This is a genomic window from Pseudomonas sp. MWU16-30323, assembly GCF_020515595.1.
Taxonomy (GTDB): Bacteria; Pseudomonadota; Gammaproteobacteria; order Pseudomonadales; family Pseudomonadaceae; genus Aquipseudomonas; species Aquipseudomonas yamanorum.
The window spans coordinates 116,523-143,393 of record NZ_JAIWYM010000003.1; the positions used below are offsets into that span (position 1 = coordinate 116,523).

The 26,871-nt window shown below is 60.8% G+C and carries 23 protein-coding genes and 1 pseudogene; 14 read left to right on the forward strand and 10 right to left on the reverse strand.

Annotation, left to right across the window (positions count from 1 at the left end; genetic code table 11):
* Positions 1 to 193: 193 nt before the first annotated feature.
* The 6 genes from LIY45_RS05445 (at position 194) to LIY45_RS05470 (ending at position 8,010) form a co-directional block, all read left to right on the forward strand.
* Complete coding sequence (locus tag LIY45_RS05445; RefSeq protein ID WP_226475598.1) at positions 194 to 712, forward strand: RNA polymerase sigma factor; 519 nt, start codon at positions 194 to 196, stop codon at positions 710 to 712.
* A 61-nt stretch (positions 713 to 773) separates the two neighbouring features.
* Entirely contained in the window at positions 774 to 1,742 is a 969-nt protein-coding gene (locus tag LIY45_RS05450) for a FecR domain-containing protein (RefSeq protein WP_026077751.1), read from the forward strand.
* Between the two features lie 118 nt (positions 1,743 to 1,860).
* A complete protein-coding gene (locus tag LIY45_RS05455; RefSeq protein ID WP_226475599.1) occupies positions 1,861 to 4,440 on the forward strand; it encodes a TonB-dependent receptor in 2,580 nt (859 codons plus the stop codon).
* A 129-nt stretch (positions 4,441 to 4,569) separates the two neighbouring features.
* A complete protein-coding gene (locus LIY45_RS05460; RefSeq protein WP_226475600.1) occupies positions 4,570 to 5,178 on the forward strand; it encodes a biliverdin-producing heme oxygenase in 609 nt (202 codons plus the stop codon).
* A gap of 169 nt (positions 5,179 to 5,347) precedes the next feature.
* Entirely contained in the window at positions 5,348 to 5,749 is a 402-nt protein-coding gene (locus tag LIY45_RS05465) for a YbaN family protein (RefSeq protein ID WP_226475601.1), read from the forward strand.
* A gap of 122 nt (positions 5,750 to 5,871) precedes the next feature.
* A complete protein-coding gene (locus LIY45_RS05470; RefSeq protein WP_226475602.1) occupies positions 5,872 to 8,010 on the forward strand; it encodes a methyl-accepting chemotaxis protein in 2,139 nt (712 codons plus the stop codon).
* Positions 8,011 to 8,158: 148 nt separating this feature from the next.
* Here the strand turns inward: LIY45_RS05470 and LIY45_RS05475 are convergent, their stop codons facing one another.
* Positions 8,159 to 8,722 (reverse strand): NAD(P)H nitroreductase, encoded by a 564-nt coding sequence (locus LIY45_RS05475; RefSeq protein ID WP_226475603.1) that lies wholly within the window; start codon positions 8,720 to 8,722, stop codon positions 8,159 to 8,161.
* A gap of 139 nt (positions 8,723 to 8,861) precedes the next feature.
* Here LIY45_RS05475 and LIY45_RS05480 point away from each other — a divergent pair, with 139 nt between their 5' ends.
* From LIY45_RS05480 to LIY45_RS05490, 3 genes are read left to right on the forward strand one after another with little or no spacing between them, the layout of a single operon-like run.
* The gene (locus LIY45_RS05480) at positions 8,862 to 10,289 is read left to right on the forward strand and encodes a di-heme oxidoredictase family protein (RefSeq protein WP_226475604.1); all 1,428 of its coding nucleotides are present in this window, start codon (positions 8,862 to 8,864) and stop codon (positions 10,287 to 10,289) included.
* A gap of 31 nt (positions 10,290 to 10,320) precedes the next feature.
* A complete protein-coding gene (locus tag LIY45_RS05485) occupies positions 10,321 to 11,385 on the forward strand; it encodes an imelysin family protein (protein WP_017475628.1) in 1,065 nt (354 codons plus the stop codon).
* A gap of 2 nt (positions 11,386 to 11,387) precedes the next feature.
* Positions 11,388 to 12,485: a DUF1513 domain-containing protein gene (locus tag LIY45_RS05490; protein WP_226475726.1), complete on the forward strand. Its 1,098-nt coding sequence runs from the start codon at positions 11,388 to 11,390 to the stop codon at positions 12,483 to 12,485.
* Between the two features lie 899 nt (positions 12,486 to 13,384).
* Here the strand turns inward: LIY45_RS05490 and LIY45_RS05495 are convergent.
* The 5 genes from LIY45_RS05495 to colR all read right to left on the reverse strand — a co-directional run bounded on the left by LIY45_RS05495 (position 13,385) and on the right by colR (position 17,158).
* The gene (locus LIY45_RS05495; protein WP_008433604.1) at positions 13,385 to 13,615 is read right to left on the reverse strand and encodes a hypothetical protein; all 231 of its coding nucleotides are present in this window, start codon (positions 13,613 to 13,615) and stop codon (positions 13,385 to 13,387) included.
* The gene (locus tag LIY45_RS05500; RefSeq protein ID WP_026078314.1) at positions 13,615 to 14,331 is read right to left on the reverse strand and encodes a lipopolysaccharide kinase InaA family protein; all 717 of its coding nucleotides are present in this window, start codon (positions 14,329 to 14,331) and stop codon (positions 13,615 to 13,617) included. The genes LIY45_RS05495 and LIY45_RS05500 overlap by 1 nt, the downstream gene beginning before the upstream one ends.
* Before the next feature lie 4 nt (positions 14,332 to 14,335).
* Complete coding sequence (locus tag LIY45_RS05505) at positions 14,336 to 15,016, reverse strand: class I SAM-dependent methyltransferase (protein WP_017480192.1); 681 nt, start codon at positions 15,014 to 15,016, stop codon at positions 14,336 to 14,338.
* A gap of 188 nt (positions 15,017 to 15,204) precedes the next feature.
* Positions 15,205 to 16,485 carry a HAMP domain-containing sensor histidine kinase gene (locus tag LIY45_RS05510; protein ID WP_017480191.1) on the reverse strand — a complete coding sequence of 427 codons (1,281 nt, stop codon included), beginning with the start codon at positions 16,483 to 16,485 and terminating at the stop codon, positions 15,205 to 15,207.
* Positions 16,475 to 17,158 (reverse strand): two-component system response regulator ColR, encoded by a 684-nt coding sequence (gene colR / locus LIY45_RS05515; RefSeq protein WP_017480190.1) that lies wholly within the window; start codon positions 17,156 to 17,158, stop codon positions 16,475 to 16,477. The genes LIY45_RS05510 and colR overlap by 11 nt, the downstream gene beginning before the upstream one ends.
* Positions 17,159 to 17,359: 201 nt before the next feature.
* Between colR and LIY45_RS05520 the strand changes: the two genes are divergently transcribed.
* From LIY45_RS05520 to LIY45_RS05540, 5 genes and pseudogenes are all read left to right on the forward strand, one after another.
* A complete protein-coding gene (locus LIY45_RS05520) occupies positions 17,360 to 19,309 on the forward strand; it encodes an LTA synthase family protein (RefSeq protein ID WP_226475605.1) in 1,950 nt (649 codons plus the stop codon).
* Positions 19,310 to 19,372: 63 nt separating this feature from the next.
* A pseudogene (locus LIY45_RS05525) lies at positions 19,373 to 19,638 on the forward strand (hypothetical protein).
* A 74-nt stretch (positions 19,639 to 19,712) separates the two neighbouring features.
* Positions 19,713 to 20,411 carry a response regulator transcription factor gene (locus LIY45_RS05530; protein WP_226475606.1) on the forward strand — a complete coding sequence of 233 codons (699 nt, stop codon included), beginning with the start codon at positions 19,713 to 19,715 and terminating at the stop codon, positions 20,409 to 20,411.
* A complete protein-coding gene (locus LIY45_RS05535) occupies positions 20,401 to 21,696 on the forward strand; it encodes an ATP-binding protein (protein ID WP_226475607.1) in 1,296 nt (431 codons plus the stop codon). The genes LIY45_RS05530 and LIY45_RS05535 overlap by 11 nt, the downstream gene beginning before the upstream one ends.
* Before the next feature lie 85 nt (positions 21,697 to 21,781).
* Positions 21,782 to 23,209: a glycosyl hydrolase family 8 gene (locus LIY45_RS05540; protein ID WP_226475608.1), complete on the forward strand. Its 1,428-nt coding sequence runs from the start codon at positions 21,782 to 21,784 to the stop codon at positions 23,207 to 23,209.
* Between the two features lie 131 nt (positions 23,210 to 23,340).
* On the opposite strand, the gene groL is transcribed toward LIY45_RS05540, so the two are convergent.
* From groL to LIY45_RS05560, 4 genes are all read right to left on the reverse strand, one after another.
* A complete protein-coding gene (gene groL / locus LIY45_RS05545; protein WP_003208597.1) occupies positions 23,341 to 24,984 on the reverse strand; it encodes a chaperonin GroEL in 1,644 nt (547 codons plus the stop codon).
* A 50-nt stretch (positions 24,985 to 25,034) separates the two neighbouring features.
* A complete protein-coding gene (locus tag LIY45_RS05550) occupies positions 25,035 to 25,331 on the reverse strand; it encodes a co-chaperone GroES (protein WP_003208599.1) in 297 nt (98 codons plus the stop codon).
* A 248-nt stretch (positions 25,332 to 25,579) separates the two neighbouring features.
* A complete protein-coding gene (locus LIY45_RS05555; RefSeq protein ID WP_226475609.1) occupies positions 25,580 to 26,056 on the reverse strand; it encodes an FxsA family protein in 477 nt (158 codons plus the stop codon).
* A gap of 66 nt (positions 26,057 to 26,122) precedes the next feature.
* Positions 26,123 to 26,854, reverse strand: a complete 732-nt coding sequence (locus LIY45_RS05560; RefSeq protein ID WP_226475610.1) for a HugZ family protein — start codon at positions 26,852 to 26,854, stop codon at positions 26,123 to 26,125.
* Positions 26,855 to 26,871: the final 17 nt, after the last annotated feature.

Below are 26,871 nucleotides of genomic sequence, written 5' to 3' on the forward strand. Positions count from 1 at the left end.
GCGGTGCTGACCTCTCTTGTGGGAGCTGGCTTGCCTGCGATGCAGTCAACGCGGTCCATCTGACGGACCGTATTGACTGCATCGCGGGCAAGCCCGGCTCCCACAGGGTCTTGCTTCATGCTCAAAAATAGCCACTTGCCATTTGCGTTGATGATAAGCATTATCATTCGCTGCAAATCGGTCTGGTATCACTGTGAGCCAATCTCGCTTCAATCAAGTCTTCCTCACCCAGCGGGTGATTCTGCTGCGCACCTTGCAGCGGATGGTGAATAACCACAGCACCGCCGAGGACCTGCTGCAGGAAACCTACCTGCGCGTGACCCGGGCCTTGAGCGAACGGCCGATCGACCACCTCGAACCCTTCGTCTACCAGACGGCACGCAACCTGGCGCTGGATCACCTGCGCGCCCGCAGGATTCAAGCCCGCACCCTGCAGGAAGATGTACCGCTGGACGTGCTGCAAAGCGTCGCCTCCCCCCTCAGTACCCCCGAAGACGCGACACAGGCCGAGCAATTGCTCGAGCACCTGAGTATCAGCCTCGGCCAGTTGAGCGCCCGCCAGCAGCAGATCTTTATCCTCAGCCGCCTGCACGGCTGCAGTTATCAGGAGATTGCCGACAAGCTCGACGTGTCCCTGAGCACCGTGCAAAAGGAACTGAAATTGATCATGGCCATCTGCATAGGTGTGGCCGAAAGACTGGATCGCCCTTAAGCTTTGTCGGCACAGTCTGTAGGACTATTGATTAAAACGTGGCGAAGACCCGAGGAACACCGTGACGGATCCGAATAAGCTGCACCCTCATGAGCTGGCTCAGGAGGTGTTGCAAGACACGGCTATGGACCAAGCCCTCGACTGGCTGATCGCCTTGCAGTGCCCGCAACCCGGGCAGCAGGCGGAGTTTGAAGCCTGGCTCGCCAGCGACCCGTCAAACGCCGAAGCCTTCATCAAGGCCCAGACCGCCTGGGGCGGCGCGCCGGTGCACAGCGCTGCCGTCGCCCTGAATGCGCCGCGCAAACCCAGCGCGTGGCGTCGTATCAAACCGCATTGGAAACCCCTGGCCACTGCCGCCGTGTTGTTGCTGGGCCTGTTCAGCTTCAGCAACCTGCCGATGCGCCTGCAGGCCGACCACTTGACGGTGGTGGGCGAACGCCAGCGCCTGCAACTGGACGATGGCTCGAAAGTGCTGCTGAACACCAATTCCGCCTTTTCCAGCAGCATCAAGGATCACCAGCGCATCGCCCGCCTGTATCAGGGCGAAGCGTTTTTCGAAGTGCTGCCCAGTCGTGGCCTGCCCCTGGAGATCGACGCCGGCCCGGTGCGCGCCAGCGTGCGCGATACGTCCTTCGCCGTGCGCTATTTGAATGGTGAGGCCCAGGTTCAGGTACAGCGCGGCGATGTCGACCTGAGCAACACCTTTGACGATGCGCGGGTACGCCTGAGCGCCGGTGAAAGTATCCGCATCGGCCCCAAGGGCTTCGGACAACCGGCCAAGCTGGACACCACCAAGGACCTGGCCTGGGTCGACGGTCGGCTGATCTTCGAAAACTGCCCGATGAGCGAAGTGCTGGCCGAATTGCGTCGCTACTACCCCGGCTGGATCGTCAACAACAACGACAAGCTCGCCAGCGTGGCCGTGACCGGCAATTACCGCCTCGACCAGCCGCTGGACGTGGTGCGCTCCCTGGCCCACATCACGTCCGCCAAGCTCTCGGAATACCCGGCGCTGGTGATCCTGAACTAAATGAGAATTATTTTTACTCGATAGCCAGCGATGGTTCGTCTCGTTATAGCCAATGCAACTGATTCCTATTTGATTCAGTGTCGCAACTATAAGATTCGTACCTTCCGGAGCGCTCTCGATGTCCTCTCGTTTCAACCGCCGGCCCTCTTCGCCCGTTCGCCGCCACGGCGTGTCCCTGCTGACAGCCGCAATCCTGTTGGCCGGTGCGCCCGTTATGGCCGCCACCGCTGCCGAGCCTGCCACCCGCAGTCAGGGCACTTACAGCTTCAGCATCGAGCAACAATCCCTGGTCTCGGCGCTGAATGCCTTTACCGCAGTGACCGGCTGGCAAGTCGGCCTGCCCGCCGAACTGGGCCAGGGTGTGTCGTCCCCTGGCGTGCGTGGCGCGTTGCCGGCAGATAAAGCCCTGGACCGGCTGTTGGTGGGGACCAACCTGGGCTATCGCAAACTGAGCAACAACAACATCGTCCTGGAAAAACGCGCCCCCGGCAGCGCTATCACCCTGCAACAAATGACCATCAGTGCCACCCGCCAGGAACAGGCAGTAGACAGCGTGCCCAGTACCGTGACCGTGCATGACCGCGAAGAACTGGACCGCCAGAACGTCAACACCATCCGCGAACTGGTGCGCTATGAGCCGGGGGTTTCGGTGGGGGGTGCCGGTACCCGCTCCGGGAACGCCGGCTACAACATTCGCGGCATCGACGGTGACCGCATCCTGACCCAGGTGGACGGCGTCGAAGTCCCGGACAACTTCTTCAACGGCCCCTACGCCAAGACTCGCCGCAACTACGTCGACCCGGAAATCGTCAAGCGTGTGGAAATCCTCCGCGGCCCGGCCTCGGCGTTGTACGGCAGCAGCGCCATCGGCGGCGCCGTAAGCTATTTCACCCTCGACCCGGACGACATCATCAAGCCTGGCCAGGACTACGGCGCCCGCCTGAAGACCGGCTACAGCTCCGCCGACGAGAGCTGGCTGACCTCCGGCACCGTCGCCGGTCGCGTACAGGACTTCGATGGCTTGCTGCACCTGAGCCAGCGCAACGGCCATGAAATGGAGTCCTACGACGGTAATAACGCCACCGGCCTGGCCCGCACCGGCGCCAACCCGGAAGATGCGCGCACCACTAACATCCTGGCCAAGCTGGGCTGGAATTATGGTGAGGAGAATCGCCTGGGCCTGACCTACGAGAAGTTCAAGGATGATCGCGACACCAACCTGAAAAACGCGGTGGGCGGCCCGTTCGTCGGTGGCCAGGGCTTCAACTTCTACCGCGGCCGTACGGGCAACGACACCATCACCCGCGAGCGTTTCGGCATCGAAAACACGTTCGTCCTTAACTCGCCGATTGCCGATCACATCAAGACCAGCCTCAACTACCAGATCGCCAAGACCGACCAGACCACCGCAGAGATCTACCAGCCATCGCGCAAGGTGTTGCGCACCCGTGACACCCTCTACGAAGAGAAACAGTGGGTATTCGACGCGCAGCTGGACAAGGCTTTCAGCCTCGGCGAAACCGATCACGTAGTGACCTACGGCACCACCCTCAAACAACAGAAAGTCACCGGTTCCCGTGAAGGTTCCGCGACCTGCCTGGCGGTTGGCAGCGGTTGCACCGCCATCGGCGCACCCAGCCCGTCGGCCGCCGACAGCGTGAAAAAGGCCAGCGATTTCCCGGATCCGACCATCAACTCCTACGCGCTGTTTGCCCAGGACCAGATTGCCTGGGACAAGTGGACCTTCCTGCCCAGCCTGCGTTACGACTACATCCAGCTCAAACCCAAGCTGACTCAGGAATTCCTCAACACCGTTGACCCGACACGCATCTACGACCACAGCAATTCGGAAAAGAACTGGCACCGTGTAACGCCAAAATTCGGCGTGACTTACGCACTGACCGAGCAATACACCTGGTTCGGCCAATACGCCGAAGGCTATCGCACGCCGTCGGCCAAAGCCTTGTATGGCCGCTTTGAAAACCTGCAACAAGGCTACACCGTCGAACCCAACCCGGACCTCAAGCCGGAAAGCAGCCGAGGTGTCGAAACCGGAATTCGCGGCAACTTCGACTCGGGCTCGTTTGACGTGGCGGTGTACTACAACAAGTACCGTGATTTCATCAACGAAGATGCCTCGGTCGCCGGTGGCACGGTCCAGCAGTTCGAAGCCAACAACATCAAGCACGCCACCATCAAGGGCGTGGAAGCCAAGGGCCGCTTGAACCTCGACGCATTTGGCGCACCGCAGGGCCTGTACACCAAAGGCTCGATTGCCTACACCTACGGGCGCAATGACGACAACGGCGAACCGCTGAACAGCGTCAACCCACTCAAGGGCGTGTTCGGCCTGGGTTACGACCAGCAGAACTACGGTGCCCTGGTCAGCTGGACCCTGGTCAAGAAACAGAATCGCGTCGACAGCACCACCTTCTTCGCCCCCGACGGCAACAGCGCCAACGGCCCGTTCAAGACCCCGGGCTTCGGCATCGTGGACCTGACCGGCTTCTACAAAGTCACCAACGACGTGACCCTCAACGGTGGCCTGTACAACCTGACCGACAAAAAGTACTGGGACTGGGACGACGTTCGCAGCTACGACAGCGTCGGCGAAGCCGGTGTGACCGGCCCGGCCAACCTGGACCGCCTGACCCAACCGGGCCGCAACTTTGCGATCAACCTGATCTGGGACATCTGATCAATGGAGCCTCCCCCGCCGGATTTTATCTTCGGCGGGGTGAGGATTTTTTACTGTGACGCGTCTTCTGGTTCGTCTAGTTCATAACAGCCTGGCAACCAGACGCTTTCTCTTCTCAAGGACTCCCCGATGACCGCCTCTCCTACCGCAGAACGTGCCGCCCTGCGCTCCCAGCGCCTGAACCAGATCACCAACGAGCCGCACACCAAGCTCGACGCGCTGGTAAAGGCCCATGCACCGTTTGAAACCCAGGCCAACTTCGCCCGCTTCGTGGTTGCGCAGTACCTGTTCCAATCGGAACTGGTGGCGCTGTACAACGATGCAGAACTGATCAAGATCGTCCCCGACCTGGCCGAACGCTGCCGTGCCGAAGCGGCCAAGCTGGACCTGGGCGACCTGGACACCGAAGTACCGGCACCAGTCGCCGGCGCAGTGAAAAACCCGAGCAAGGCCGAAGCCCTGGGCTGGCTGTTCGTGTCTGAGGGCTCCAAGCTGGGCGCCGCGTTCCTGATCAAGCGTGCCGTGGGCCTGGGCCTGAGCGAAACCTTCGGTGCCCGTCACCTGGGCGAGCCGGCAGGTGGTCGCGCTGAAGGCTGGAAGCGCTTCACCCGCACCCTCGACGCACTGGAATTCACCGCTGAAGAAGAAGCCGCAGTGGAGAAAGGCGCGATTGATGCGTTCGTGCGCTTCACCGTGTTGCTGGAACAGGCGTACGCTAGCGCCCCTGAGCTGGCCTGATTCTTCTGTAGAAACCCAATCAATGTGGGAGCTGGCTTGCCTGCGATAGCCTCAACTGGGTGTAGCTGATGCACCGAGTTGCCTGCATCGCAGGCAAGCCAGCTCCCACATTTGATCGGGTTTCAGTCCCTATAATCTGCCCCCACTCCACCCTGCAAGCCCCACTAAAATGACCGGCAAAACCCAATCCTCATCCAAAATCGCCCGCGTCCTGTTCGGCCTGCTGGCCTACGTCAGCCTGGGCATCGGTTTGATTGCGATTGTGGTACCGGGCTTGCCCACCACCGAATTCATCCTGCTGGCCGCCTGGGCCGCCACCAAAAGCTCACCGCGCCTGAGTGCCTGGCTGGAACACCACCGGCTGTTCGGGCCGATCCTGTTCAATTGGCGCAACGGCAAGATCATCGCCCGCCGGGCCAAAGTCAGTGCCACCGTGAGCATGTTGCTGTGCGCCGGCTTGATGCTGGTGATGCTTGACCACGGCTGGCCGATCTACCTGGCCATCGTCGGAATGAGCATGGGCAACCTGTGGATCTGGTCTCGGCCGGAACGCCTCCCGCAACCGACCTGACAACCGCCTACCACCTATCGGCTGCCGCTCATGAACTGCCGGCCCAAGCCGATATTCCGGGTATAGCGCCGAATGGACTCGCCTGAGCTTGCATACTAATAAGTCCATTCGCGGGTACACCTATGCTCGACACCCTCTCCATTCGCTTGAAAATCGTGCTGTTGTCCGGTCTCTGCCTGCTGGGGGTAATCGCCCTGGTGGTCGGCATGAACCTCTACCAGACCAGTCAGAACGACCAGTTGATCAACGATTCAAGCTCGCGAATGCTCACCGACAGCGTACAGAACCTGCTGCAGGCCAAGGCCGCTGAACAAGCGGTGCAACTGCAAAAGACCTTCGGTGAAAGCCTGTTGGTGGTCACCGCCCTTGCCGACCAGATCAAAGACCTGCGTACCTTGGCCAGCAAGCGTTCCATGGACGCCGGGGCCTTGCGTGAAGAACTCAACCACAGCCTGAAAACCGCCTTCGACCGCAACAGCAAGGTGCTTGGTATCTGGCTGTCGTTCGAGCCCAACGCCCTGGACGGCAAAGACAGCGAATTCGTCAACGACGCCGCCCGTGTGTCCAACGAAAAAGGCCGTTTTTCCAGCTACTGGAGCCGCGCCGGTGGTGAAGGCCTGAACACGGTGATGGTCGAGGATGACCTGACCAAGACCACCCTCAACCTCAGCGGTACGCCCTACAACATCTGGTACACCTGCCCACGGGACACCAAAAACACCTGCCTGCTGGACCCGTACGAAGACACCGTGGCCGGCAAACCGGTGTTGATGACCACCATTTCCCTGCCCCTGCTGGTCGACGGCAAAGTGATCGGCGTCGTGGGGATCGACCTCGCCCTCAACGCCCTTCAAGCGGCCACCGATGCGGCACAAAAAGAACTGTTCAACGGTGCAGGGATTCTCGAAATACTCTCCGGTAACGGCCTGATCGCCGGCTACAGCGGCGAGCCGGCCAAGGTCGGCAAAAACCTGGTGGATACCCTCGGCGCCGAAGGCAAAGAGATCGTGCAGCTGTTGGCCAGCGATACCCGCAAGATCCGCGAGGAAGACGGCACGATTCGCGCCGTGTACCCGGTCAAGCCGATCGCCGACGCCAAATCCTGGGGGGTGGTGATCAAGCTGCCGAAACAAGTGTTGTTGGCAGACTCACTGAAACTTCAGGCCGTGCTCGACAAGGCCCAGGCCAGTGGCACCGTCAAGGCGTTGCTGGTGGGCGCAGCCGCCGGCCTGCTGGGCCTGTTGCTGATCTGGCTGACGGCCACCGGCGTAACCCGGCCGATCAACAGCGTGGCGGCCATGCTCAAGGAAATCGCCAGCGGCGACGGTGACCTCACCCAGCGCCTGGCCTACGGGAAAAAGGATGAACTGGGGGAACTGGTGAACTGGTTCAACCGCTTCCTCGACAAGCTGCAGCCGACCATCGCGCAGATCAAGCAAAGCATCACCGAAGCCCGTGGCACCGCCGACCAGTCTTCGGCAATCGCGCGCCAGACCAGTGAGGGCATGCAGGTGCAGTTCCGTGAGATCGACCAGGTGGCCACGGCCTCGAATGAAATGAGCGCCACCGCCCACGACGTGGCCAACAGCGCCTCCAACGCCGCCAGCGCTGCCCGAGGCGCTGACCAGTCCGCCCGTGAAGGCATGCAGATTATTGAGCGCAGCACCCGCGACATCACCACCCTGGCCGAAGAAGTCAGCAAGGCCGTGACCGAAGTCGAAGCCCTGGCGGTGAACAGTGAGCAGATCGGTTCGGTACTGGAAGTGATCCGCAGCATCGCCGAACAGACCAACCTGCTGGCCCTGAACGCCGCAATTGAAGCAGCACGGGCCGGGGAAAGCGGGCGAGGTTTTGCGGTGGTGGCCGACGAGGTGCGCAACCTGGCCAAGCGCACCCAGGATTCCGTGGAGGAGATTCGCCTGGTGATCGAGCGCATCCAGACCGGCACCCGTGGGGTGGTGGCGACCATGCACTCGAGCCAGACCCAGGCGCAGAACAATGCCGGGCAGATTCATCAGGCGGTACAGGCCCTGGGCAAGATCAGCGACGCGGTGACGGTGATCAGCGACATGAACCTGCAAATCGCCAGCGCCGCCGAGCAGCAAAGTGCGGTGGCCGAGGAGGTCAACCGCAACGTCTCGGCGATCCGCACGGTGACCGAAACCCTCACCGGCCAAGCCACCGAATCGGCAGCCATCAGCAGCCAGCTCAATGCCCTGGCCAGCCAACAGATGAAGCTGATGGATCAGTTTCGGGTTTGACCCAAGCTTGAAACCCATGAGGACCCAATGTGGGAGCGGGCTTGCTCGCGAATGCGGTGGATCAGTCGGTACATGTGCTGACTGACCCAGCGCATTCGCGAGCAAGCCCGCTCCCACACAAGCCCGCCCACATTAGCGTTGCGGTGCTTTATTGACCCGTCCAGGCAGCTACAAACGGCGCCAGGTCTTCTTTCGGCGCGGTACGCGGCGGGTTTTGTGGGGTGCCCAGGTAGAGGAAGCCAATCACTTCCTCATCCGCCTCCAGCCCAAGGCCTTTGGCGACATGGGCCGAGTACGACAACTCACCTGTACGCCACACGGCGCCGATCCCCTGAGCATAAGCCGCCAGCAGAATCCCGTGGGCTGCACAGGCCGCCGCCAGCCGTTGCTCGGATTTTGGCACTTTGAAATGTTCTTGCAGGCGGGCAATCACTACCACCACCAACGGCGCCCGCAGCGGGCCGTTCTGCGCCTTGTCGATCGCGGCCTGGGGCGCCTCGGCGTCCTGCAGGCGGGCGGCTTCGGCCAGCAGTGTGCCCATGCGCTCACGTGCCGCACCTTCCACCGTCAGGAAGCGCCAAGGCCGTAGCTGGCCGTGGTCGGGCGCGCGCATGGCGGCGGCGAACAGCAGGTCGCGCTGCTCCTGGGTCGGTGCCGGGTCCAGCAATCGCGGCACGGAAACACGGTTGAGCAAAGCGTCGAGAGCCTGCATTGGCCACCTCCAGAGAAAAATGTGCGGTCATTCTAGCGGGAATGAATCGGATACTACCAAACGATAATTGCTCTTATTCAATCCGCCCTGCCCTGTTAGACTTTGCGGCCTTATTTTCAGCCTACGCTCAGGAAGACTGATGCCCCGTTCGCCCCTTCGCCTGTCTGCATGGTTGATGGCCTTGAGCCTGAGTGCCTGCGATGACGCCCCGCGATTCACCAAAGCGGAGCCGGGCGAAGCGCGCGCGGGTGGCGCGACAACAGTGAGAAAGACCGACCAGAACGCCTTCTCGCTGCCCTCGGCCAACCTGTCCCCGACCCGGCGCCTGGACTTCAGCGTAGGCAACAGTTTCTTCCGCAGCCCCTGGGTGATTGCTCCGTCTACCACCACGGCCCGCGACGGGCTGGGGCCGCTGTTCAATACCAATGCCTGCCAGAACTGCCATATCAAGGATGGCCGTGGTCATCCGCCGTTGCCCGATGCGCCCAACGCGGTGTCGATGCTGGTACGCCTGTCGATTCCCGATGCGCCGCCCTATGCGAAGGTCATCGAGCAACTGGGTGTCGTCCCCGAGCCGGTCTACGGTGGGCAATTGCAGGACATGGCCGTGCCCGGCGTCGCCCCGGAAGGCAAGGTGCGGGTCGACTACACACCGGTCAACGTCAGCTTCAAGGACGGCACCGTCGTCGAGTTGCGCAAGCCGGCGCTGCAAATCACCCAGTTGGGTTATGGCCCAATGCACCCCGACACGCGCTTCTCGGCCCGGGTTGCACCGCCGATGATCGGCCTGGGGTTGCTGGAAGCCATCCCGGACGCCGATATCCTGCGCAACACCGACCCGAAAACCGCCGACAAGGAAGCCATCGTCGGACGCGCTAATTGGGTCTGGGACGACGCGCAACACAAGACCGTCCTCGGTCGATTTGGCTGGAAAGCCGGGCAACCGAACCTCAATCAACAAAATGTTCACGCGTTTTCTGGTGATATGGGCCTCACCACGTCCCTGAGACCCTTCGATGACTGCACCGATGCACAAGTGGCCTGCAAACAGGCGCCCAACGGCAATGGCCCGGACGGCGAGCCTGAGGTCAGCGACAACATCCTGCGCCTGGTGCTGTTCTACACCCGCAACCTGGCCGTCCCGGCCCGACGCGACGTCAACGCGCCGCAGGTGCTGGCCGGAAAAAACCTGTTCTACCAGGCTGGATGCCAGGGCTGTCACACACCGCAGTTCACCACGGCGCCAACGGCCGCCGAACCTGAATTGGCCAACCAAGTGATTCGCCCCTACAGCGACTTGCTGCTGCACGACATGGGCGACGGCCTCGCCGACAACCGCAGCGAATTCAAGGCCAGTGGCCGCGACTGGCGCACGCCGCCGTTGTGGGGCATTGGCCTGACGCAAGCCGTCAGTGGCCACACCCAGTTTTTACATGACGGCCGCGCCCGTAACCTGATGGAGGCCGTGCTGTGGCACGGCGGTGAAGCCCAGGCGGCGCAGCAGCATGTGTTGTCGTTCAATGCCGAGCAGCGCGCCGCGTTGCTGGCATTTCTGAATTCTTTATAAGCTTTGTCCTAATTACAGAAGGGAGCTCGACATGTTCCGTCCCAAGTTGTTGTTCACCAGCCTGGCCGCCCTCGCCCTCGGTGCGTGCTCGCCCCAGGACCCGCAAGCGGTGACCTCGGCGGCCATCGCCAAGCAAGTGATCCTGCCCACCTACAGCCGCTGGGTTGAAGCCGACCGCCAACTGGCCGTCAGCGCCCTGGCCTACTGCCAGGGCAAGGAAAGCCTGGAGACCGCCCGTGCCGACTTCCTGCACGCACAAAAAGCCTGGGCCGAGTTGCAACCGCTGCTGATCGGCCCGCTGGCCGAGGGCAACCGCTCGTGGCAGGTGCAGTTCTGGCCGGACAAGAAAAACCTGGTGGGCCGCCAGGTCGAGCAACTGGTGACCGCCCAGCCGCAGATCGATGCCGCCGCCCTGGCCAAATCCAGTGTTGTGGTGCAGGGCCTGTCGGCCTACGAATACATCCTCTACGACGCCAAGACCGACCTGGCGGACGAGACACAAAAAGCCCGTTACTGCCCGTTGCTGGTAGCCATCGGCGAACGCCAGAAACTGCTCGCCGAAGAAATCCTCTCGAGCTGGAACAGCACCGACGGCATGCTGGCGCAGATGACCAAGTTTCCTAACCAGCGCTACGCCGATTCCCACGAAGCCATCGCCGACCTGCTGCGGGTACAAGTCACCGCGCTGGACACCCTGAAGAAAAAACTCGGCACCCCGATGGGCCGCCAGACCAAGGGCATCCCGCAACCGTTCCAGGCGGATGCCTGGCGCAGCCAGTCGTCCCTGCAAAGCCTGGAAGCCAGCCTGGCGGCCGCCCAGACCGTCTGGGTCGGCGTCGACAACAAAGGCCTGCGCGGCCTGTTGCCTGCCGATCAAAAGCCCTTGGCTGACAAGATCGACGCCGCGTATGCGGCGTCCCTGAAACTGTTCGCCAGCAACCAGCGTACCCTGAATGAACTGCTGGCCGACGATGCCGGGCGCCAGCAACTCAACGATCTCTACGACAGCCTCAACGTGGTCCACCGCCTGCACGAAGGCGATCTGGCCAAAGCGCTGGGCATCCAACTGGGCTTTAACGCCAACGACGGTGACTGATGATGCTCAGGCGACAGGCTTTGGCCCTCGGCAGCGTGCTGCTCAGTGCAATCACCCTGGGTGGCTGGACACTGTTCAAGCAGAAGGGCAAAAGCCCGCTGCTGCTCTCGGCGCGTGATGACAGTGATGGCAAGCACTACGCCGTCGGCTTCCACCTGGACGGCAAGCAGGTGTTTGCCACCCAGGTCGGCCAGCGCTGTCACGACATCATCAACCACCCGACGCTGCCGATTGCGCTGTTTGTCGCCCGCCGGCCGGGCACCGAGAGCTACCTGATCGACTTGCGCGACGGGGCGTTGCTGCAGACCATCACCTCCAAGGCCAATCGCCACTTTTATGGGCATGCGGTGGTGCACAAGGATGGCGAGTGGTTGTATGCCACGGAGAACGACACGTCTGATCCGGGCCGTGGCTTGCTTGGGGTGTATCGGTTCGAGGGTGAGCGGTTGGTGCACACCGGGGAGATTTCTACCCATGGGATTGGACCGCACCAGGTGTCGTGGATGCCTGATGGCGAGACGCTGGTGGTGGCTAACGGCGGGATTCGCACCGAGGCTGAGAGCCGGGTCGAGATGAACCTGAATGCCATGGAGCCGAGCCTGGTCCTGATGCAACGCGACGGTACGCTGCTGAGCAAGGAGACCTTGGGCCAGCAGATGAACAGTGTGCGGCATATGGGGATTGCCAGCGACGGTACGATCCTCGCGGGGCAGCAGTTCATGGGGGCGTCTCATGAGCGGTCGGAACTGCTGGCGATCAAGCGACCGGGGCAGCCGTTTGTGGCGTTTCCGGTGGCGGATGAGCAGTTGCAGGCCATGGGGCATTACACGGCCAGCGTTGCGGTGCACAGTGAGTTGCGGCTGGTGGCGCTGACGGCGCCTCGGGGGAATCGGTTCTTTATCTGGAACATCGACAGCGCGCAGTTGCTGCTGGACGGGCCGTTGCCGGATTGTGCCGGGGTGGGTGCGGTGGCTGACGGGTTTGTGGTGACTTCCGGGCAGGGGCGTTGCCGGTTTTATGATTGTCGACAGGTGCCGTTGGTGGCCAAGCCGCTGGAGTTGCCGGCGGGGCTTTGGGATAACCATTTGCATCTGGTTTGATTGGGGGCTGATTGGGGGCATATCCGTTGCTGCGGTTATGGCTGCTATTGGTTCCGCTCTTACAGCGGCTCACTTTTGAAAAGCGCAAAAGTAAGCAAAACGCTCTTGCCCCACCACTCGGCTCCTCGCCTAGGCTCGGAGTGCCCTCACTCCGGCTTTGGACCGTGGGCCGCCGTCATGGGCCATCCTTGGCCCAGGACGGCTAACCCGGCGTCCTGCCGGGTTACCCACGCTCCAAAGCCTGCGTTCGGCCAGCGTGGTTTAACGGGGCGCCTAAGATCAAGATCAAAAGCAAAAGCACAGCGGCCTCCCGGCCGGCTTGAGTGTTGAAGAGCAAAAGCAAAAGCCAAATCAAAAGCGGGCACGGTCAAATGTGGGAGCTGGCTTGCCTGCGATAGCATCGACTCGGTGTGTCTGATGTACCGAGTTGTCTGCATCGCAGGCAAGCCAGCTCCCACAGAAAAGCAGCTTTGTTTTCGCTCTGGATCTTGCCTCTGCTTTTAACACTCAAGCCGGCCGGGAGGCCGCTGTGCTCTTGCTTTTGATTTTGATCTGCGGGCCCCGTTAACCACGATGGCCGCAAGTAGGCACGGTGGAGCGGGTAAATCGGCAGGGATGCCGATTTACCCGCGCCGGGCCATGGATGGCCCGTCGCGGCGGCCCGCGGAGCCGTGCCGGAGTGCGGGCATGCCGAGCCTAAGCGAGGCACCGAGTGGTGGGGCAAAGACCTTTTGGTTACTTTTGGGGCGTTTGCCAAAAGTGACCCGCTGTAAGAGCGGAACCATAGGCGGCCGTTACCGAAGAAACGGATATGTACACGATCAACCAACCAACCCAAAACCCAAGCCCAAATAAAAGGCCTCGAACTAACGAGGCCTTTTATTTGGGCTTCAATCTCTTCAACTTTGTGGCCTCATCCCTTGGGACATCCCAAACATGAACAACAACAACTCATGATCAGGCTTGGCCGCGACACCGACCTTGGCGATCCGCGGCATCGGGCATTGCTGCCCGACACCCTGCACCGCACTGAGGACTTGTGTCCGGGGCTGCTCCCAGGCAGCCAGGGCCAGGGCCGCTATGCCCAAAGCCCCCAACAGAAACAAACCTCGTGCAATTTCTAGCTTCATTACGTTAAACCTTTGATAGCGCTGCCAAACGCCGTCTCGTAAAAGTAGCTGAGTTTCTGCCAGTCTGTAGCATTCCACGACGAATGGCGGCGCAACTGCAACATGTCATGCCGGGCCGCCTGCAACGCCGTCAAACGCTGGCGGCACTTCTCGAAGTCCAGCAACGCCACTTCAACCTTCGCCGCGTCACCCTCACCCGTCACCCGCACAAAGATGTGCTTGATATACAGGCAACCATGCTGCCAGCGGCCCTTGTGCATCCGAGCCAACGTACCCGCGAGTTCCTTGAGCAAACGCTCATGCACCAACTCGCCATACTGCTCACGACCACCCGCGGCGTACCAGTTTTCGATCTCGTCGAAACCGTCCAGCGACGCCGTCACCAATAAGGCCTTCCATTGGTGCTCAGGGTCACGACGGGCTTCGCAGAACACCAGTTCCGGCACGCGTACATCCAGCAAACGCAGGCCCTTGAGGGCATCACGTTCACGTAACACAGTGGGGCGTCCAAAAGGATGGAGCCAACTGCGGTAGATATGGCCCGTTTGGCGCTTGCTATAGAGCAAACGACCATTGGTGCCCATCACCCGTTGCACACCACTTTCACCGCCGCGACGACGATTGGGCTCTTCGACCCACTCGCCCTGCTGGCGCCAGAAATAATCAAATCGCTCCTCGGGAGCTACTTCACTACCTGCTAAACACTCGACAGCCATCCTGTTACCTCTTGCGCAATACATACACTCGCCACATGGCGTAGAGCGGTATGAAGTCCAGAGATTCCTGAACACGGAAACCGGCTTGTTCAAACTCTGCCTCAACAGTAGCAGCCGGTAACACGAACCGATTTTGGTAACCTTGTTGCTCACCTTTGTTGCGACGCCGCACTTCGGCACGCTTGCGTTTCCAGGCCTTGAAGTTGCCGTCCACCCACAACGAGATAATCACGCTGTCGCGGGTAACACGCTGAAATTCGCGCAGTATTGCCAGCCTGTGCTCGGGATCACCGATGTGGTGCATCAAGCGCATGCAGAAAATGCTGTCGACCGCGTTATCCGGCAAATCGATATCAAACGCCGATGTTTGCAAGGGCCGTACCCGTTTCACCACATCCGCCGGTTGGGCGACCGTGGCGATCTTCAGCATCGACTCTGAATTGTCCGCACCGATGATCACGCGGTTGGGCTTTTCTGCCAGCAAAGGCCAGAAACGCCCAGCCCCACATGGCAAGTCCAGCACCAGGCCAGGCTCACCCGCCATGGCCAACGCACCACGTGCCAGTTGCTCGTCGCGTTTGTGGGACAACCGGCGAGCCAGATTGTCCTGATGTTTGAGCAAATAATTCTGCGCGTGTTGATCGTCGTACTTTTCGGAAAATTCGAGCTTGATCGGGGTAGGCATCACCGGGTCTCCAGTTACTGATGCCTACAACCTTAAGAAGCGTCCCGTGATCAACAGGTCAACACATTGTGAAAAACTTGTCCTGTCGAATCGTATACATTACAAAACTTTGCAGATACAAGTCATAGCATGGTGCCATCTTCGGCGAAAATGAGGAAGTCTGCCGCAGGTTAGCGGCAGAACAGGTACTAAGCTTTGACCTGACTCAACTCCACATGAAAGCGGCAGCCATTGGGCTCCATGGTACTGAGGCTGACGCTCCAGCCTTGGTTCTCGCAGATACGCTGAACCAGGGACAACCCCAACCCCAGGCCTTCGCCACGCTTCTCGCTGCCGCGTACAAACGGCTCGAACATCGCTTCGCGCTTGTCTTCAGGAATCCCGACACCGGAGTCCTCCACCACAAAGCCGCTCGGCTCCAGGGTGAGGCGAATAAAGCCATGTTCGGTGTAATGCAGTGCGTTGCGCAGCAGATTGCCCATCACCGCGTGCAGGAAGGTCGCGTTGTAACGGGTATCCAAGGGCGCGCCGGGCTGATAAATCAGCTCAAGGCCTTTGCGCTCGATCGGCTCACGCCAGATCCCCAGCAGATCGTCGGCCACCTGGGCCAGGTTGGCTTGGGGCGACATGCCCGCCTCCTCGCGCTGGGCACGGGCCAGCATCAGGAAGGTCTGTACCAGTTCGCGCATTTCTTCACAGGCCCGTGCAATGCGTTCGACCTGGTTACGGCCGCGCTGGTCAATCGCCGGGTTCTCCAGCAACAGTTCGCAGGAACTGGCGAGCACCATCAGCGGGGTGCGCAACTCGTGGCTGACGTCACTGGTAAACAACTGCTCCCGGGACAACGCCTGGCGCAAGCGGCCCAGGGTCGCGTCGAAGGCCACGGCCAGTTCACCGACCTCATCCGCCGCATAATCCGGGGCCAGGGGCGGCGCCAGGCCGAGTAACTGGTCGCGATGACGCACTTGGCGGGCCAGGCGGACCACCGGGGCCATGACCTTGCGCGCCAGTACCCAGCCGAGGAATACCGCCAACGCCAGGCTGAGCACAAACCCCACCAGCACCACGGCGAACAGCACGCGCTCGCGCTCTTCGAAGTCGCTCTGGTCTTGCAGCAGCACATAGCGGCGACCGTCGACGATTTCGACCATCGCGTGGTAGGAAAGCTGCTCGCGAAATACCTCATGGAAACCGGCGTCGAGATGGCGCAGGTCCTTGGGCAGCTCGAAATCGCCGGGGCCGCCGCTGAAGTAGAACAACTGGTCTGGCTCGGGACGGTGGTTCCAGTCCTCGACGCTGTCCATCAGCAGCAGGCGCTGCAAGTCACCGCCCAGGCCTGCCGAAATGAGCTTTTCTTCCACCAGGTGCACGGTAGCGACGATGCCCATGGCGAAGGCCCCCGCCACCAACGCGCTCATCAAGGCGAAGGCGATGATGATCCGCTGGGCAAGGCTTTGCTTAAACTCCATCACGACCCTCGGCCAGGCGATAACCCACACCGTGCACCGTTTGCAGCAACGGTTTGGCGAAGGGTTTATCAATCACCTGACGCAGTTGATGGACATGGCTGCGCAAGCTGTCGCTGTCCGGGCAGTCATCGCCCCACAGGGCTTCTTCGAGAATTTCACGGCGCAATACGTGAGGGCTCTTTTGCATCAGCACCGCCAGCAGCTTCAGGCCAACCGGGTTGAGCTTGAGCAGGCGCCCTTCGCGGGTGACTTCCAGGGTGTCGAGGTCGTAATTCAGATCACCGACCTGCAGGGTCCGGCGACCGCCGCCCTGGGCACGGCGCAGCACCGCTTCGATACGCGCGGCCAATTCCGACAGGGCAAACGGCTTGAGCAGGTAGTCATCGGCGCCGGACTTGAAGCCCTGCAGCCGGTCATCCAGTTGGTCGCGGGCGGTGAGCATGATCACCGGCGTGTCGCGGCGGGCGTCTTCGCGCAGGCGTTTGCACAGGGTGTAGCCGTCGATGCCGGGCAGCATGATGTCGAGCACGATCAGGTCGTAATGTTCGGTGGCAGCCAAGTGCAGGCCTGACAAGCCGTCCTGCGCGCAATCCACGGTGTAGCCCTTCAGCCCCAGGTAATCGGCCAGGTTGGCCAGAATATCGCGGTTGTCTTCAACCAATAAAATTCGCATGGGCAGTGTCTCCGTACGCGGTAACGGCCGTGTTGGCTCGCGCAGCTTAAGGCCAAGTAGGACTCAGGGCTAGGCCTGAGGGCCGTGTCCATTACTCTTTTCAACCGATTGCGAGACTTAACGAGTTTTTCACTATAGGTTCACAACCTGACTACAGTGTCAGCGCGAAGATCGCGCCCATCGAAAATAAGGAACATCGACATGGGTTTCCCAAAAACGGCGCCAATGCGCTATTTGCTGTTGGTGACCGGTGCATGGCTGGTTGTTTTTCTACTAACCCGCATTCTGCTGCTGGTAACCCATCTGGATGAAGTGAGCGGTAACCTGCTGCCGGTGTTCGGCGTGGGCTTGCTCTATGACCTCGGTTTCCTCGCCTACGCCGCCCTGCCCCTGGGCCTGTATTTGCTGCTGTGCCCGCCAGGGTTGTGGCGTCGCCGCGGCCATCGCTGGTTCCTGCAAGGGGTACTGACCGTCAGCCTGTTCGCCATGCTCTTCACCAGCGTGGCCGAATGGTTGTTCTGGGACGAGTTCGGCGTGCGCTTCAACTTTATTGCCGTGGATTACCTGGTTTACTCCAAAGAGGTGCTGAACAACCTGCTGGAGTCTTATCCGATCGGCAAGCTGCTGAGCCTGCTGGCAGTCTTGGCGATAGTCTTGAGCCTGGCCTTGCGTAAACCGTTCAACGCAGCGATGAATTCACCGTTGCCGGCAATGCGCAAACGGCTGCTCAACGCCCTTGGCTTGTTGGTGGTGGCCGGCCTGAGCCTGCAACTGATCAATCAGGACAGCCCGCGCAGCCAGGGCGGTAACGCCTACAACAACGAACTGGCCAGCAACGGTCCTTATCAGTTCTTCGCCGCCTTCCGTAATAACGAACTGGACTACAACCAGTTCTACAAGAGCCTGCCAACCGATGTCGTCGCCAAGCAGTTGCGCGCCGAACTCAGCGAACCCAACGCACGGTTTATCGGCACGGACCCGCTGGATATCCGTCGCGCCATTACCAACCCGGGCACGCTGCGCAAACCCAATATCGTACTGGTGACCATCGAAAGCTTCAGTGCCAAATACATGGGCAGCAACGGCGACCCGAATAACCTGACACCCAACCTCGACGCGCTGCGCAAACAGAGCCTGTACTTCAATAACTTCTACGCCACCGGCACCCGCACCGACCGTGGCCTGGAAGCTATCACCCTGGCTATCCCACCAACGCCCGGGCGCTCCATCGTCAAGCGCATCGGCCGGGAAAGCGGTTTCGGCAGCCTGGGCCAACAGCTCAATGCCATCGGCTATGACAGCGTGTTTGTCTACGGCGGCCGTGGCTACTTTGACAACATGAACGCGTTCTTCAGTGGCAACGGCTACCGCGTGGTCGACCAAAGCAGCGTGCCTGAAGCGGAAATCAGCTTCAAAAACGCCTGGGGCATGGCCGACGAAGACCTCTATAAACAGACGCTGAAACTGGCAGATGCCGACTACGCCAAGCAGCAACCGTTCCTGCTGCAACTGATGACCACTTCCAACCATCGCCCGTATACCTACCCGGCAGGCCGCATTGATATCAAATCCGGCGACGGTCGCGACGGTGCGGTGAAGTACACCGACCATGCCATCGGCCAGTTCCTGGAGGCGGCCCGCCAGAAGCCATGGTTCGACAACACGATCTTTATCTTCGTCGCCGACCACACAGCCGGCAGCGCGGGCAAGGAAGACCTGCCGATGGTGAACTACCAGATCCCGCTGTTCATCTACGCCCCCAAGCTGGTGGACGCCGGCGAGAACGCGAAGCTGGCCAGCCAGATCGACCTGGCTCCAACACTGCTGGGCTTGCTGAACCTGAGCTACGAGTCGACGTTTTTCGGCCGCAACCTGCTGCAAGACAACCCGTTGCCGCCACGGGTAGTGGTGGGCAATTACCAGTACCTGGGGTTGTTCGACGGCAATGACCTGGCGATTCTCAGCCCACGCCAAGGCCTGCGCCGCCATGACCAGGCACTGGGCGACAGCCACGAATCCCGTGTGGGCAGCGATGACCCGTTGATTCAGCGAGCCATTACTTACTACCAGGGCGCCAGTTATGGCTACAAACAACAGTTGCTGAGCTGGAGGGTTCCCAAGGACGAGGCTCCCAAAGTGAGTACGCGCTAACCAAAATGCCCCGGCCAGGTCTGACCGGGGCTTTTTTTAGGATCCCAACCCCTCAACTTCTGGCTGTGCCTCGGTGTGCCTGCCGTGCTGGCGGTGGCCATGCCGTTGCTGGAGCTGACGTCCCTGGACATGGACATCGCCAAGCTGTTTTACAACGCCTGCGAAGGCGACTTTGTGGGCCGGGCGGGCATGGGGCGCACTTTCTTTCCAATAACGTGTGGACGGCGATTTTCAGCTGGCTGATTTGTTTGGGCGCCTATTACTTCTTGCTGTACCAGCCGGTGAAAGCACCGCAGCCCGCCTTCCAGAAGCAGCCCGCAACGCCTTGATGAACAGCCCTTGCCTCGCCGGGGGCAAGGGCGCAACACTCTGCGCACTTTTTTGGCAACGATCCCGCTGAGCCATGTCCGATACCCTGCTGCTGATCGAAGACGACCTGCCCCTGGCGGCACTCACCGCCGAGTTCCTGCGTGCCGAAGGGTTTACCGTGGCCGTGGAACACCGAGGCGACCGCGCCGCCCAACGCATCCGCGATGAACAGCCCGCGCTGTTGATCCTCGATGTGATGCTGCCGGGCATCGACGGCTTTACCCTGTGCCGACAGATTCGCGACCACTACCCCGGGCTGATCCTGATGATGACGGCCCTGGACGAGAACGCCGAACAATTGGTGGGGTTTGCCGCCGGGGCTGACGACTACGTGGTCAAGCCGATCGACCCGCAACTGTTGCTCGCGAGGATCCGCTCACTGCTGCGCCGCCATCCCCAGGCGCCCCGCCATTTCTATCAGTGGGGCGCTTTTCGCCTGGACCTGAACAACCACTTCGCCTGTCTTGGCGAGGCGCCCTTGCAGTTTTCGGTGGCCGAGTTCGAGTTGCTCGCCATCTTCGCCCGTCACTGCGGCGTATTGCTCACCCGGGAAAAACTGCTCCAGCGCCTGCGGGGCCTGGAGTACGACGGCCTGAACCGTTCGATTGATATGCGGGTGTCGCGCTTGCGCAAGAAACTGATGAGCCTTGAATGCCCCGTGACCATCCAGACCATCACGGCGCAGGGATACCTGTTCGTCGAAATCCCGAACGGGGGTCAACATGCTGTCTAAAGTGCGCCCCTGGATGGCCATCGCGGCCGGCACCAGTTGGGCCGTCCTCACCCTTTACCTGCTGTGGATGTGCACGAACGCTGCGGTGTTTATCGGCGACTACAGCTTTCTGCGCCTGATGGCCGGGCCGGGTTATCTGGTTGCCGAGCAACTCAAGGCCTTGCCCGCCGAACAACGGGAGGCGCGCATCGAGTCGCTGCAAGCGCGCTTTCAATACCCGGTGAGCCTGGTGAAAAAGGACGATATCGAGCTGCCGCCGGAAGCCATTGTCATGCTCGACCACCATCAACCGGCGCAGAACAGTGACGAGGACGTCACCTACTTCCCGCTGGACGATGACACGGTGATTCAATTCGGCCCCTTGTGGGGAACCGCCGAAGTGAAGGACCTGCTGCAATATCCGGTGTATTGGGTGACCGCCTGTGTCGCCGGCCTGCCGGTATTGCTGTTTCTCTGGATCGCCCTGCGTGCCCGACGCAAATACACCCACGACCTCAACACCCTCAACGCCAGTCTCACTGCCCTCGCCCGCACACCCAACACGCTGCTGCCGGCGATGAGCCAGGAATGGGCGCCGCTGCTGCAGACCTTGCGCAAGCATGCCCAGGACATCACCTCGATGGGCGAGCGCCACCGGGAGGTTTCCCAGGCGGTGTCCCACGAACTGCGCACGCCATTGGCCCGGATGCGCTTTGCCCTGGCGCTGCTGAGTAAAAGCGCCGACCCCGACACCCGCACCCGCCTGCAAGAGCGCCTGCAAACCGACATCGAAGAGCTGGAGTCACTGGTTCGCGCCAGCCTCGCCTTTGCCCGGCTGGCCGATGCACCCAGCGACCTGCAGCATGAGCCGATCAATATCCATGACTGGCTACAGCAGGAGTTTGCCCTGCTGGATGGGCACCATCGCCTGCTGACCCTGGACACCGACCCCGCCGACCTCGAACTGATCGGCGACCGCGCCCTGCTGCACTTGATCGTGCGCAACCTGCTGAGCAACGCCATCACTTACGCCCGCGAACGGGTGAGCGTCAGCGCTGTGTGCCAGGACCAGCACCTGGTGCTGCATGTGGACGATGATGGCCCCGGCGTGCTGCCGGAAAACCGTGAAAAGATCTTCGAGCCCTTCGTGCGCCTGGCCATGGGCGGCGACGAGCCCAGCGGGTTTGGCCTGGGCCTGGCGCTGGCCAAGCGCGCCACCCATTGGCACCGTGGTGAGCTGTCGATCACCCGCAGCCCATTGGGCGGCGCACGCCTGACCCTGACCCTGGCGCTGCGCCCGGGTTAGGCTGTTACAGCCTGTGACAGTGGAACATCCGCGCTGCCGCTAACCTCGCGACCTTGCCCTTTGGATCAGGTTGGAGAGTCAGTTCATGCGTCACCCTAGATGGCATCTGCCCACGCTGCTGTTATCACTGTGCATGGCCGCCAGCTCATGGTCAGTCAGCAGCGCAGCCCAGAGTGCTCACGCGCCCTACTACCCCGGCACCATCCTGCCCAATCGCCAGCCCCAGGCGATCATGGATCAGCAGTTGGTCACGTTCTACAAGGACTGGAAGGCGGTGTATCTCTCGGGGGAATGCGGCAGCGGCCGGTATTTCGTCAAGGTCAACGCCGACCACAAACCCGTGGGCGGTGGCGCCGCGCCCAACACCATCACGGTGTCCGAGGCTCATGGCTACGGCATGCTGCTCACGGTGATGATGGCGGACTACGATGAAGATGCCCAAAAAATCTTCGACGGCATGGTGCGCTACTTCCAGGATCACCCGGCAGCCTCCGACCCCGGCTTGATGGCCTGGAACCAGATAGAAGGTTGCGGCGACTCCACCGACCCTTTCCGTGGCGACGTCAGTGCCACCGACGGCGACCTGGACATCGCCTACGCCCTGCTGCTGGCCGACCAGAAATGGGGCAGCGAGGGCACCATTGACTATCGCAGCGAGGCCAACACGGTGATGGCGGCGATCTTGAAACACGAGGTGCACCCCAGGACCCAGCACCTGATGCTCGGCGACTGGGCCGGCACCGACGGCGACGCGGAGCTTGAGTACACCACCCGCAGCTCGGATTTCATGCAGTCGCACCTCTACAGCTTTTTCGCCATGACCGGGGATAAACGCTGGCAGGCGGTGCGCGACAAGACCTATTCGATCATCAGCGACTTTACCCAGCGCTACAGTGCCAAAAGTGCTTTGGTGCCGGACTTCATCAGCCACTTGGACACTTCGCTCACACCTGCACGGCCTGAACTGGTGGAAGGTCAATACGACGGCGGCTACTCGTGGAACGCGGCCCGTTACCCATGGCGCATCGGCCTGGATTACCTGATGTACGGTGACCCTCGCGCGCTGTACACCTTGACCACCTTCAACCGCTGGGCACGCGCCACCACCCACGATGAGCCGGGCAACTTCAACAGCGGTTACCGAATCGACGGCAGTGCCATCGAGCAAGCGCACAATGAGCCGGCCTTTGTGGCGGCACTGGGGGTCAGCGCAATGATCAACCCCGACAATCAGCTGTGGCTCAATAACATTTGGGACAACCTGCAACACCGGTCCATTCGGGACCATGATTACTACGGCAACACCCTCAAACTGCTGGGCATGGTCGTCATGTCCGGCCACTGGGAGCGGCCCCAACCGGCGCCACTCAAAAAAACCGCAAACGTGCCTGTCCATCCGTCATCCGGCACTGCGGCACCGGGACCCGTGGCATCTTTGCAGGCTGCCTCGCAGCTGATGCTGGCTCGTGGCTTTATGTTCAAGAAGCTCCTGGGGCGTCGCGGCGTCAGTTGAAGCGTGCGCATAAAGCGGGACGCGGAGCGTCCCTGGCGGCATTCCCACGCAGAGCGTGGGAACGATCAATCAAAAAAAAACCCGCCTGCATCGCTGCAGGCGGGTTTTTTCAGTATCGGGGTAAGGCTGGCTTACATCATGCCGCCCATGCCACCCATACCGCCCATGTCTGGCATACCGCCGCCAGCTGGAGCATCTTCTTTGATCTCGGCGATCATTGCTTCAGTGGTGATCATCAGGCTGGCAATCGACGAAGCCGCTTGCAGAGCCGAACGAGTCACTTTAGCTGGGTCCAGAATGCCCATTTCGATCATGTCGCCGTATTCGCCGGTAGCAGCGTTGTAACCGAAGTTACCCGAACCCTGCTTGACCTTATCAACGACTACGCTTGGCTCGTCGCCGGAGTTGGCAACGATCTGGCGCAGAGGTGCTTCAACCGCACGACGCAGCAGAGCGATACCGACGTCTTGGTCAGCGTTGTCGCCTTTCAGCTCGGAGATAGCCTGCAGAGCGCGAACCAGTGCCACGCCACCGCCAGGTACCACGCCTTCTTCAACGGCTGCACGGGTAGCGTGCAGGGCGTCTTCAACGCGGGCTTTCTTCTCTTTCATTTCAACTTCGGAACCCGCGCCAACCTTGATCACTGCAACGCCGCCGGACAGCTTGGCCAGACGCTCTTGCAGTTTTTCACGGTCGTAGTCGGAAGTGGTATCAGCCACTTGAGCGCGGATCTGGGTAACACGTGCCTGGATGTCAGCTTCAACACCAGCACCGTCGATCACGGTGGTGTTTTCCTTGGTCACGGTGACGCGCTTGGCATTACCCAGGTGTTCCAGGGTAGCGCTTTCCAGGCTCAGGCCGATCTCTTCGGAGATAACGGTACCGCCAGTCAGAACAGCGATGTCCTGCAGCATGGCCTTGCGACGATCGCCGAAACCAGGTGCTTTGACAGCAACCACTTTCACGATACCGCGCATGTTGTTCACAACCAGAGTCGCCAGGGCTTCGCCTTCAACGTCTTCGGAAACGATCAGCAGTGGGCGGCCGGCCTTGGCAACAGCTTCCAGAACTGGCAGCAGTTCACGGATGTTGGAGATCTTTTTGTCAACCAGCAGGATCAGCGGGCCGTCGAGCTCGGCGGTCATGGTGTCTGGCTTGTTGACGAAGTACGGGGACAGGTAGCCACGGTCGAACTGCATGCCTTCAACAACCGACAGTTCGTTTTCCAGGCCCGAGCCTTCTTCAACGGTGATCACGCCTTCTTTACCGACTTTTTCCATGGCTTCGGCAATGATGTCGCCGATGGAGCTGTCGGAGTTGGCCGAGATGGTGCCGACCTGAGCGATTGCCTTGGTGTCAGCGCATGGCTTGGACAGGGACTTCAGCTCTTTGACAATGGCGATGGTCGCCTTGTCGATGCCGCGTTTCAGGTCCATCGGGTTCATGCCGGCAGCGACGGCTTTCAGGCCTTCGTTGACGATCGACTGAGCCAGAACGGTAGCGGTGGTGGTGCCGTCGCCTGCGTCATCGTTGGCACGGGAGGCAACGTCTTTGACCAGCTGCGCGCCCATGTTTTCGAAGCGATCTTTCAGCTCGATTTCTTTGGCGACGGACACGCCGTCCTTGGTGATGGTCGGAGCGCCGAAGCTCTTCTCGATGATCACGTTACGGCCTTTAGGGCCCAGGGTCGCTTTTACTGCGTCAGCCAGGACGTTGACACCGGCGAGCATTTTCTTACGGGCGGAATCGCCGAATTTAACTTCTTTAGCAGCCATGATCGATATTCCTTAAATACTTTGTAGTAACGGGAAGATGAGCGGGGAAATCAGCCTTCCAGAACAGCGAGAATCTCGTTCTCAGCCATTACCAGGAGGTCTTCGCCGTCGATTTTCACAGTGTTGCTGCCGGAGTAAGGGCCGAAAACAACCTTGTCACCCACTTTCACAGCCAGCGCACGTACTTCACCGTTTTCCAGGGTCTTGCCTGGGCCAGCAGCGAGAATCACACCGTGGTTGGCTTTTTCAGCAGCCGAACCTGGCAGCACGATACCGCCAGCGGTTTTCTTTTCTTCTTCACTGCGACGGATGACGACGCGGTCATGCAGAGGACGAAGCTTGCTCATTGTCGATCTCTCCTAATTGTGTTTTTCATCAGCCGGTGTCAATTCCGGCAGGTTAAATTCCGGCGGTGCCGGTCGCGGTTCGCGGCGCGAAACGCGGAAGTCTGTCTGGTGTCGCCACCAGAAACCTTGCGGTGACCGTTACATAAGGGCGCATATGCTTATTACAAGGGTGCCAAGATGAAATTTTTTGTGTCAGAGGAGGCTTCAAAAGCCGCACGGCACCCGCAGGTGCCGTGACAGTGAGGGGATTACTTGGGGTCGCGGTGTTCGAACTCGCCTTCGATCACGTCACCTTCACGCCCCAGGGGCTGGCGCGGGGCCGGGCCACCACGGGGTTGCAGGTCGTCGGCAAAGGCGCGCTGGCGAATGGCAGCCTCTTCGGCCCGCTGGCGCATCTTGCCCGCCAGCAGCTTGCGAGTGAACGGCAGCAGCATCACCAGGCCGACCACATCGCTGATGAAGCCCGGCAGGATCAACAGGCCACCGGCCAATGCCATCATCAGGCCTTCGAGCATGGTCTGGGCCGGCAGTTCGCCGCGATTCAGGCTTTCACGGGCACGCAGCGCCGTGGCCAGGCCGGCGACGCGCAGCACCAGAATGCCGAGCATCGAGCCGAGAATGATCAGCAGCAGCGCCGGGAAAAACCCGATGGCCCCGCTGACTTGTACGAATACGAACAGCTCCAGCACCGGAAACAACAAAAAAAGCAACAAAAAAGGGCGCATCAAATGGTTCCTCAACGCAAGAATGCCTTGCTACTTCACCTTAGATGACGTCGCCGTTTCGTGAATTCAAGCTTCAGCGGCTGCTTTTTTCGGCCACACCTCGGCGTGAGCCAGGAAAACCAAGGCTTCGCGTACTTGTGTCGGCGTGTTGCAAGGCTCGGCAAAGGGCAGCCAGTAGAGTGCCTGGCCAATGCGCAGGTGCATGCCTTCACTGTCGATGCCCGCCAGTTGCGCAGGCTCGGTGGTCGGCAAGCCGGCCAGTTCGACGTAATGGGCAATGGCCTTGGCATGGTCGCTGTTCATGTGTTCGATCATGCTCAGTTCGGCCTTGCCAGCGAACGGATTGGCCAGGGTCAGTTGGTCGACCCAGTGGATCGCGCCAAACCCGCCGATATAACGGTGGCGCACCGGCTTGAGCACCCAGAAGTCAAAATCATGGGCCTTGTGGTAGTTGGCCGAATCCGGGAAATAGCGGTAATAACGCTCCGCTGCGCCTTCAATCTCAGCGCTGTCTTCGAGCTTTTCGGCCTCGGCCAGGTAGGTCAGGCGCCCTACCGCTTGAACGTCGTCCGCCTCACGCTCCCCTACCAGCAGTGAGCACTTGGGGTCTTTCTGCAAGTTATGGGTGTGCTGGGCAATGCGGCTGATCAGGATCAGCGGCCGGCCCTCAGCGTCCAGGCAGTACGGCACCACTGAGCCAAACGGAAAACCGGGCATGGCCTTGGACAAGGTGGCGAGTGCCCCACGGTATTCCTTGAGCAGTAGTTCTCGGGCATTCTTGGCAACGTGCGCGCTCAACTTATGACTCCTTTGAT

What these genes read in the sequence shown, in the direction of transcription:
- LIY45_RS05455 (WP_226475599.1), top strand. Translation starts at nt 1,861, where the DNA reads ATGTCCTCTCGTTTCAACCGCCGGCCCTCTTCGCCCGTTCGCCGCCAC.
- LIY45_RS05460 (WP_226475600.1), top strand. Translation starts at nt 4,570, where the DNA reads ATGACCGCCTCTCCTACCGCAGAACGTGCCGCCCTGCGCTCCCAGCGC.
- LIY45_RS05465 (WP_226475601.1), top strand. Translation starts at nt 5,348, where the DNA reads ATGACCGGCAAAACCCAATCCTCATCCAAAATCGCCCGCGTCCTGTTC.
- LIY45_RS05470 (WP_226475602.1), top strand. Translation starts at nt 5,872, where the DNA reads ATGCTCGACACCCTCTCCATTCGCTTGAAAATCGTGCTGTTGTCCGGT.
- LIY45_RS05475 (WP_226475603.1), bottom strand. Translation starts at nt 8,722, where the DNA reads ATGCAGGCTCTCGACGCTTTGCTCAACCGTGTTTCCGTGCCGCGATTG.
- LIY45_RS05480 (WP_226475604.1), top strand. Translation starts at nt 8,862, where the DNA reads ATGCCCCGTTCGCCCCTTCGCCTGTCTGCATGGTTGATGGCCTTGAGC.
- LIY45_RS05485 (WP_017475628.1), top strand. Translation starts at nt 10,321, where the DNA reads ATGTTCCGTCCCAAGTTGTTGTTCACCAGCCTGGCCGCCCTCGCCCTC.
- LIY45_RS05490 (WP_226475726.1), top strand. Translation starts at nt 11,388, where the DNA reads ATGCTCAGGCGACAGGCTTTGGCCCTCGGCAGCGTGCTGCTCAGTGCA.
- LIY45_RS05495 (WP_008433604.1), bottom strand. Translation starts at nt 13,615, where the DNA reads ATGAAGCTAGAAATTGCACGAGGTTTGTTTCTGTTGGGGGCTTTGGGC.
- LIY45_RS05500 (WP_026078314.1), bottom strand. Translation starts at nt 14,331, where the DNA reads ATGGCTGTCGAGTGTTTAGCAGGTAGTGAAGTAGCTCCCGAGGAGCGA.
- LIY45_RS05505 (WP_017480192.1), bottom strand. Translation starts at nt 15,016, where the DNA reads ATGCCTACCCCGATCAAGCTCGAATTTTCCGAAAAGTACGACGATCAA.
- LIY45_RS05510 (WP_017480191.1), bottom strand. Translation starts at nt 16,485, where the DNA reads ATGGAGTTTAAGCAAAGCCTTGCCCAGCGGATCATCATCGCCTTCGCC.
- colR (WP_017480190.1), bottom strand. Translation starts at nt 17,158, where the DNA reads ATGCGAATTTTATTGGTTGAAGACAACCGCGATATTCTGGCCAACCTG.
- LIY45_RS05520 (WP_226475605.1), top strand. Translation starts at nt 17,360, where the DNA reads ATGGGTTTCCCAAAAACGGCGCCAATGCGCTATTTGCTGTTGGTGACC.
- LIY45_RS05530 (WP_226475606.1), top strand. Translation starts at nt 19,713, where the DNA reads ATGTCCGATACCCTGCTGCTGATCGAAGACGACCTGCCCCTGGCGGCA.
- LIY45_RS05535 (WP_226475607.1), top strand. Translation starts at nt 20,401, where the DNA reads ATGCTGTCTAAAGTGCGCCCCTGGATGGCCATCGCGGCCGGCACCAGT.
- LIY45_RS05540 (WP_226475608.1), top strand. Translation starts at nt 21,782, where the DNA reads ATGCGTCACCCTAGATGGCATCTGCCCACGCTGCTGTTATCACTGTGC.
- groL (WP_003208597.1), bottom strand. Translation starts at nt 24,984, where the DNA reads ATGGCTGCTAAAGAAGTTAAATTCGGCGATTCCGCCCGTAAGAAAATG.
- LIY45_RS05550 (WP_003208599.1), bottom strand. Translation starts at nt 25,331, where the DNA reads ATGAGCAAGCTTCGTCCTCTGCATGACCGCGTCGTCATCCGTCGCAGT.
- LIY45_RS05555 (WP_226475609.1), bottom strand. Translation starts at nt 26,056, where the DNA reads ATGCGCCCTTTTTTGTTGCTTTTTTTGTTGTTTCCGGTGCTGGAGCTG.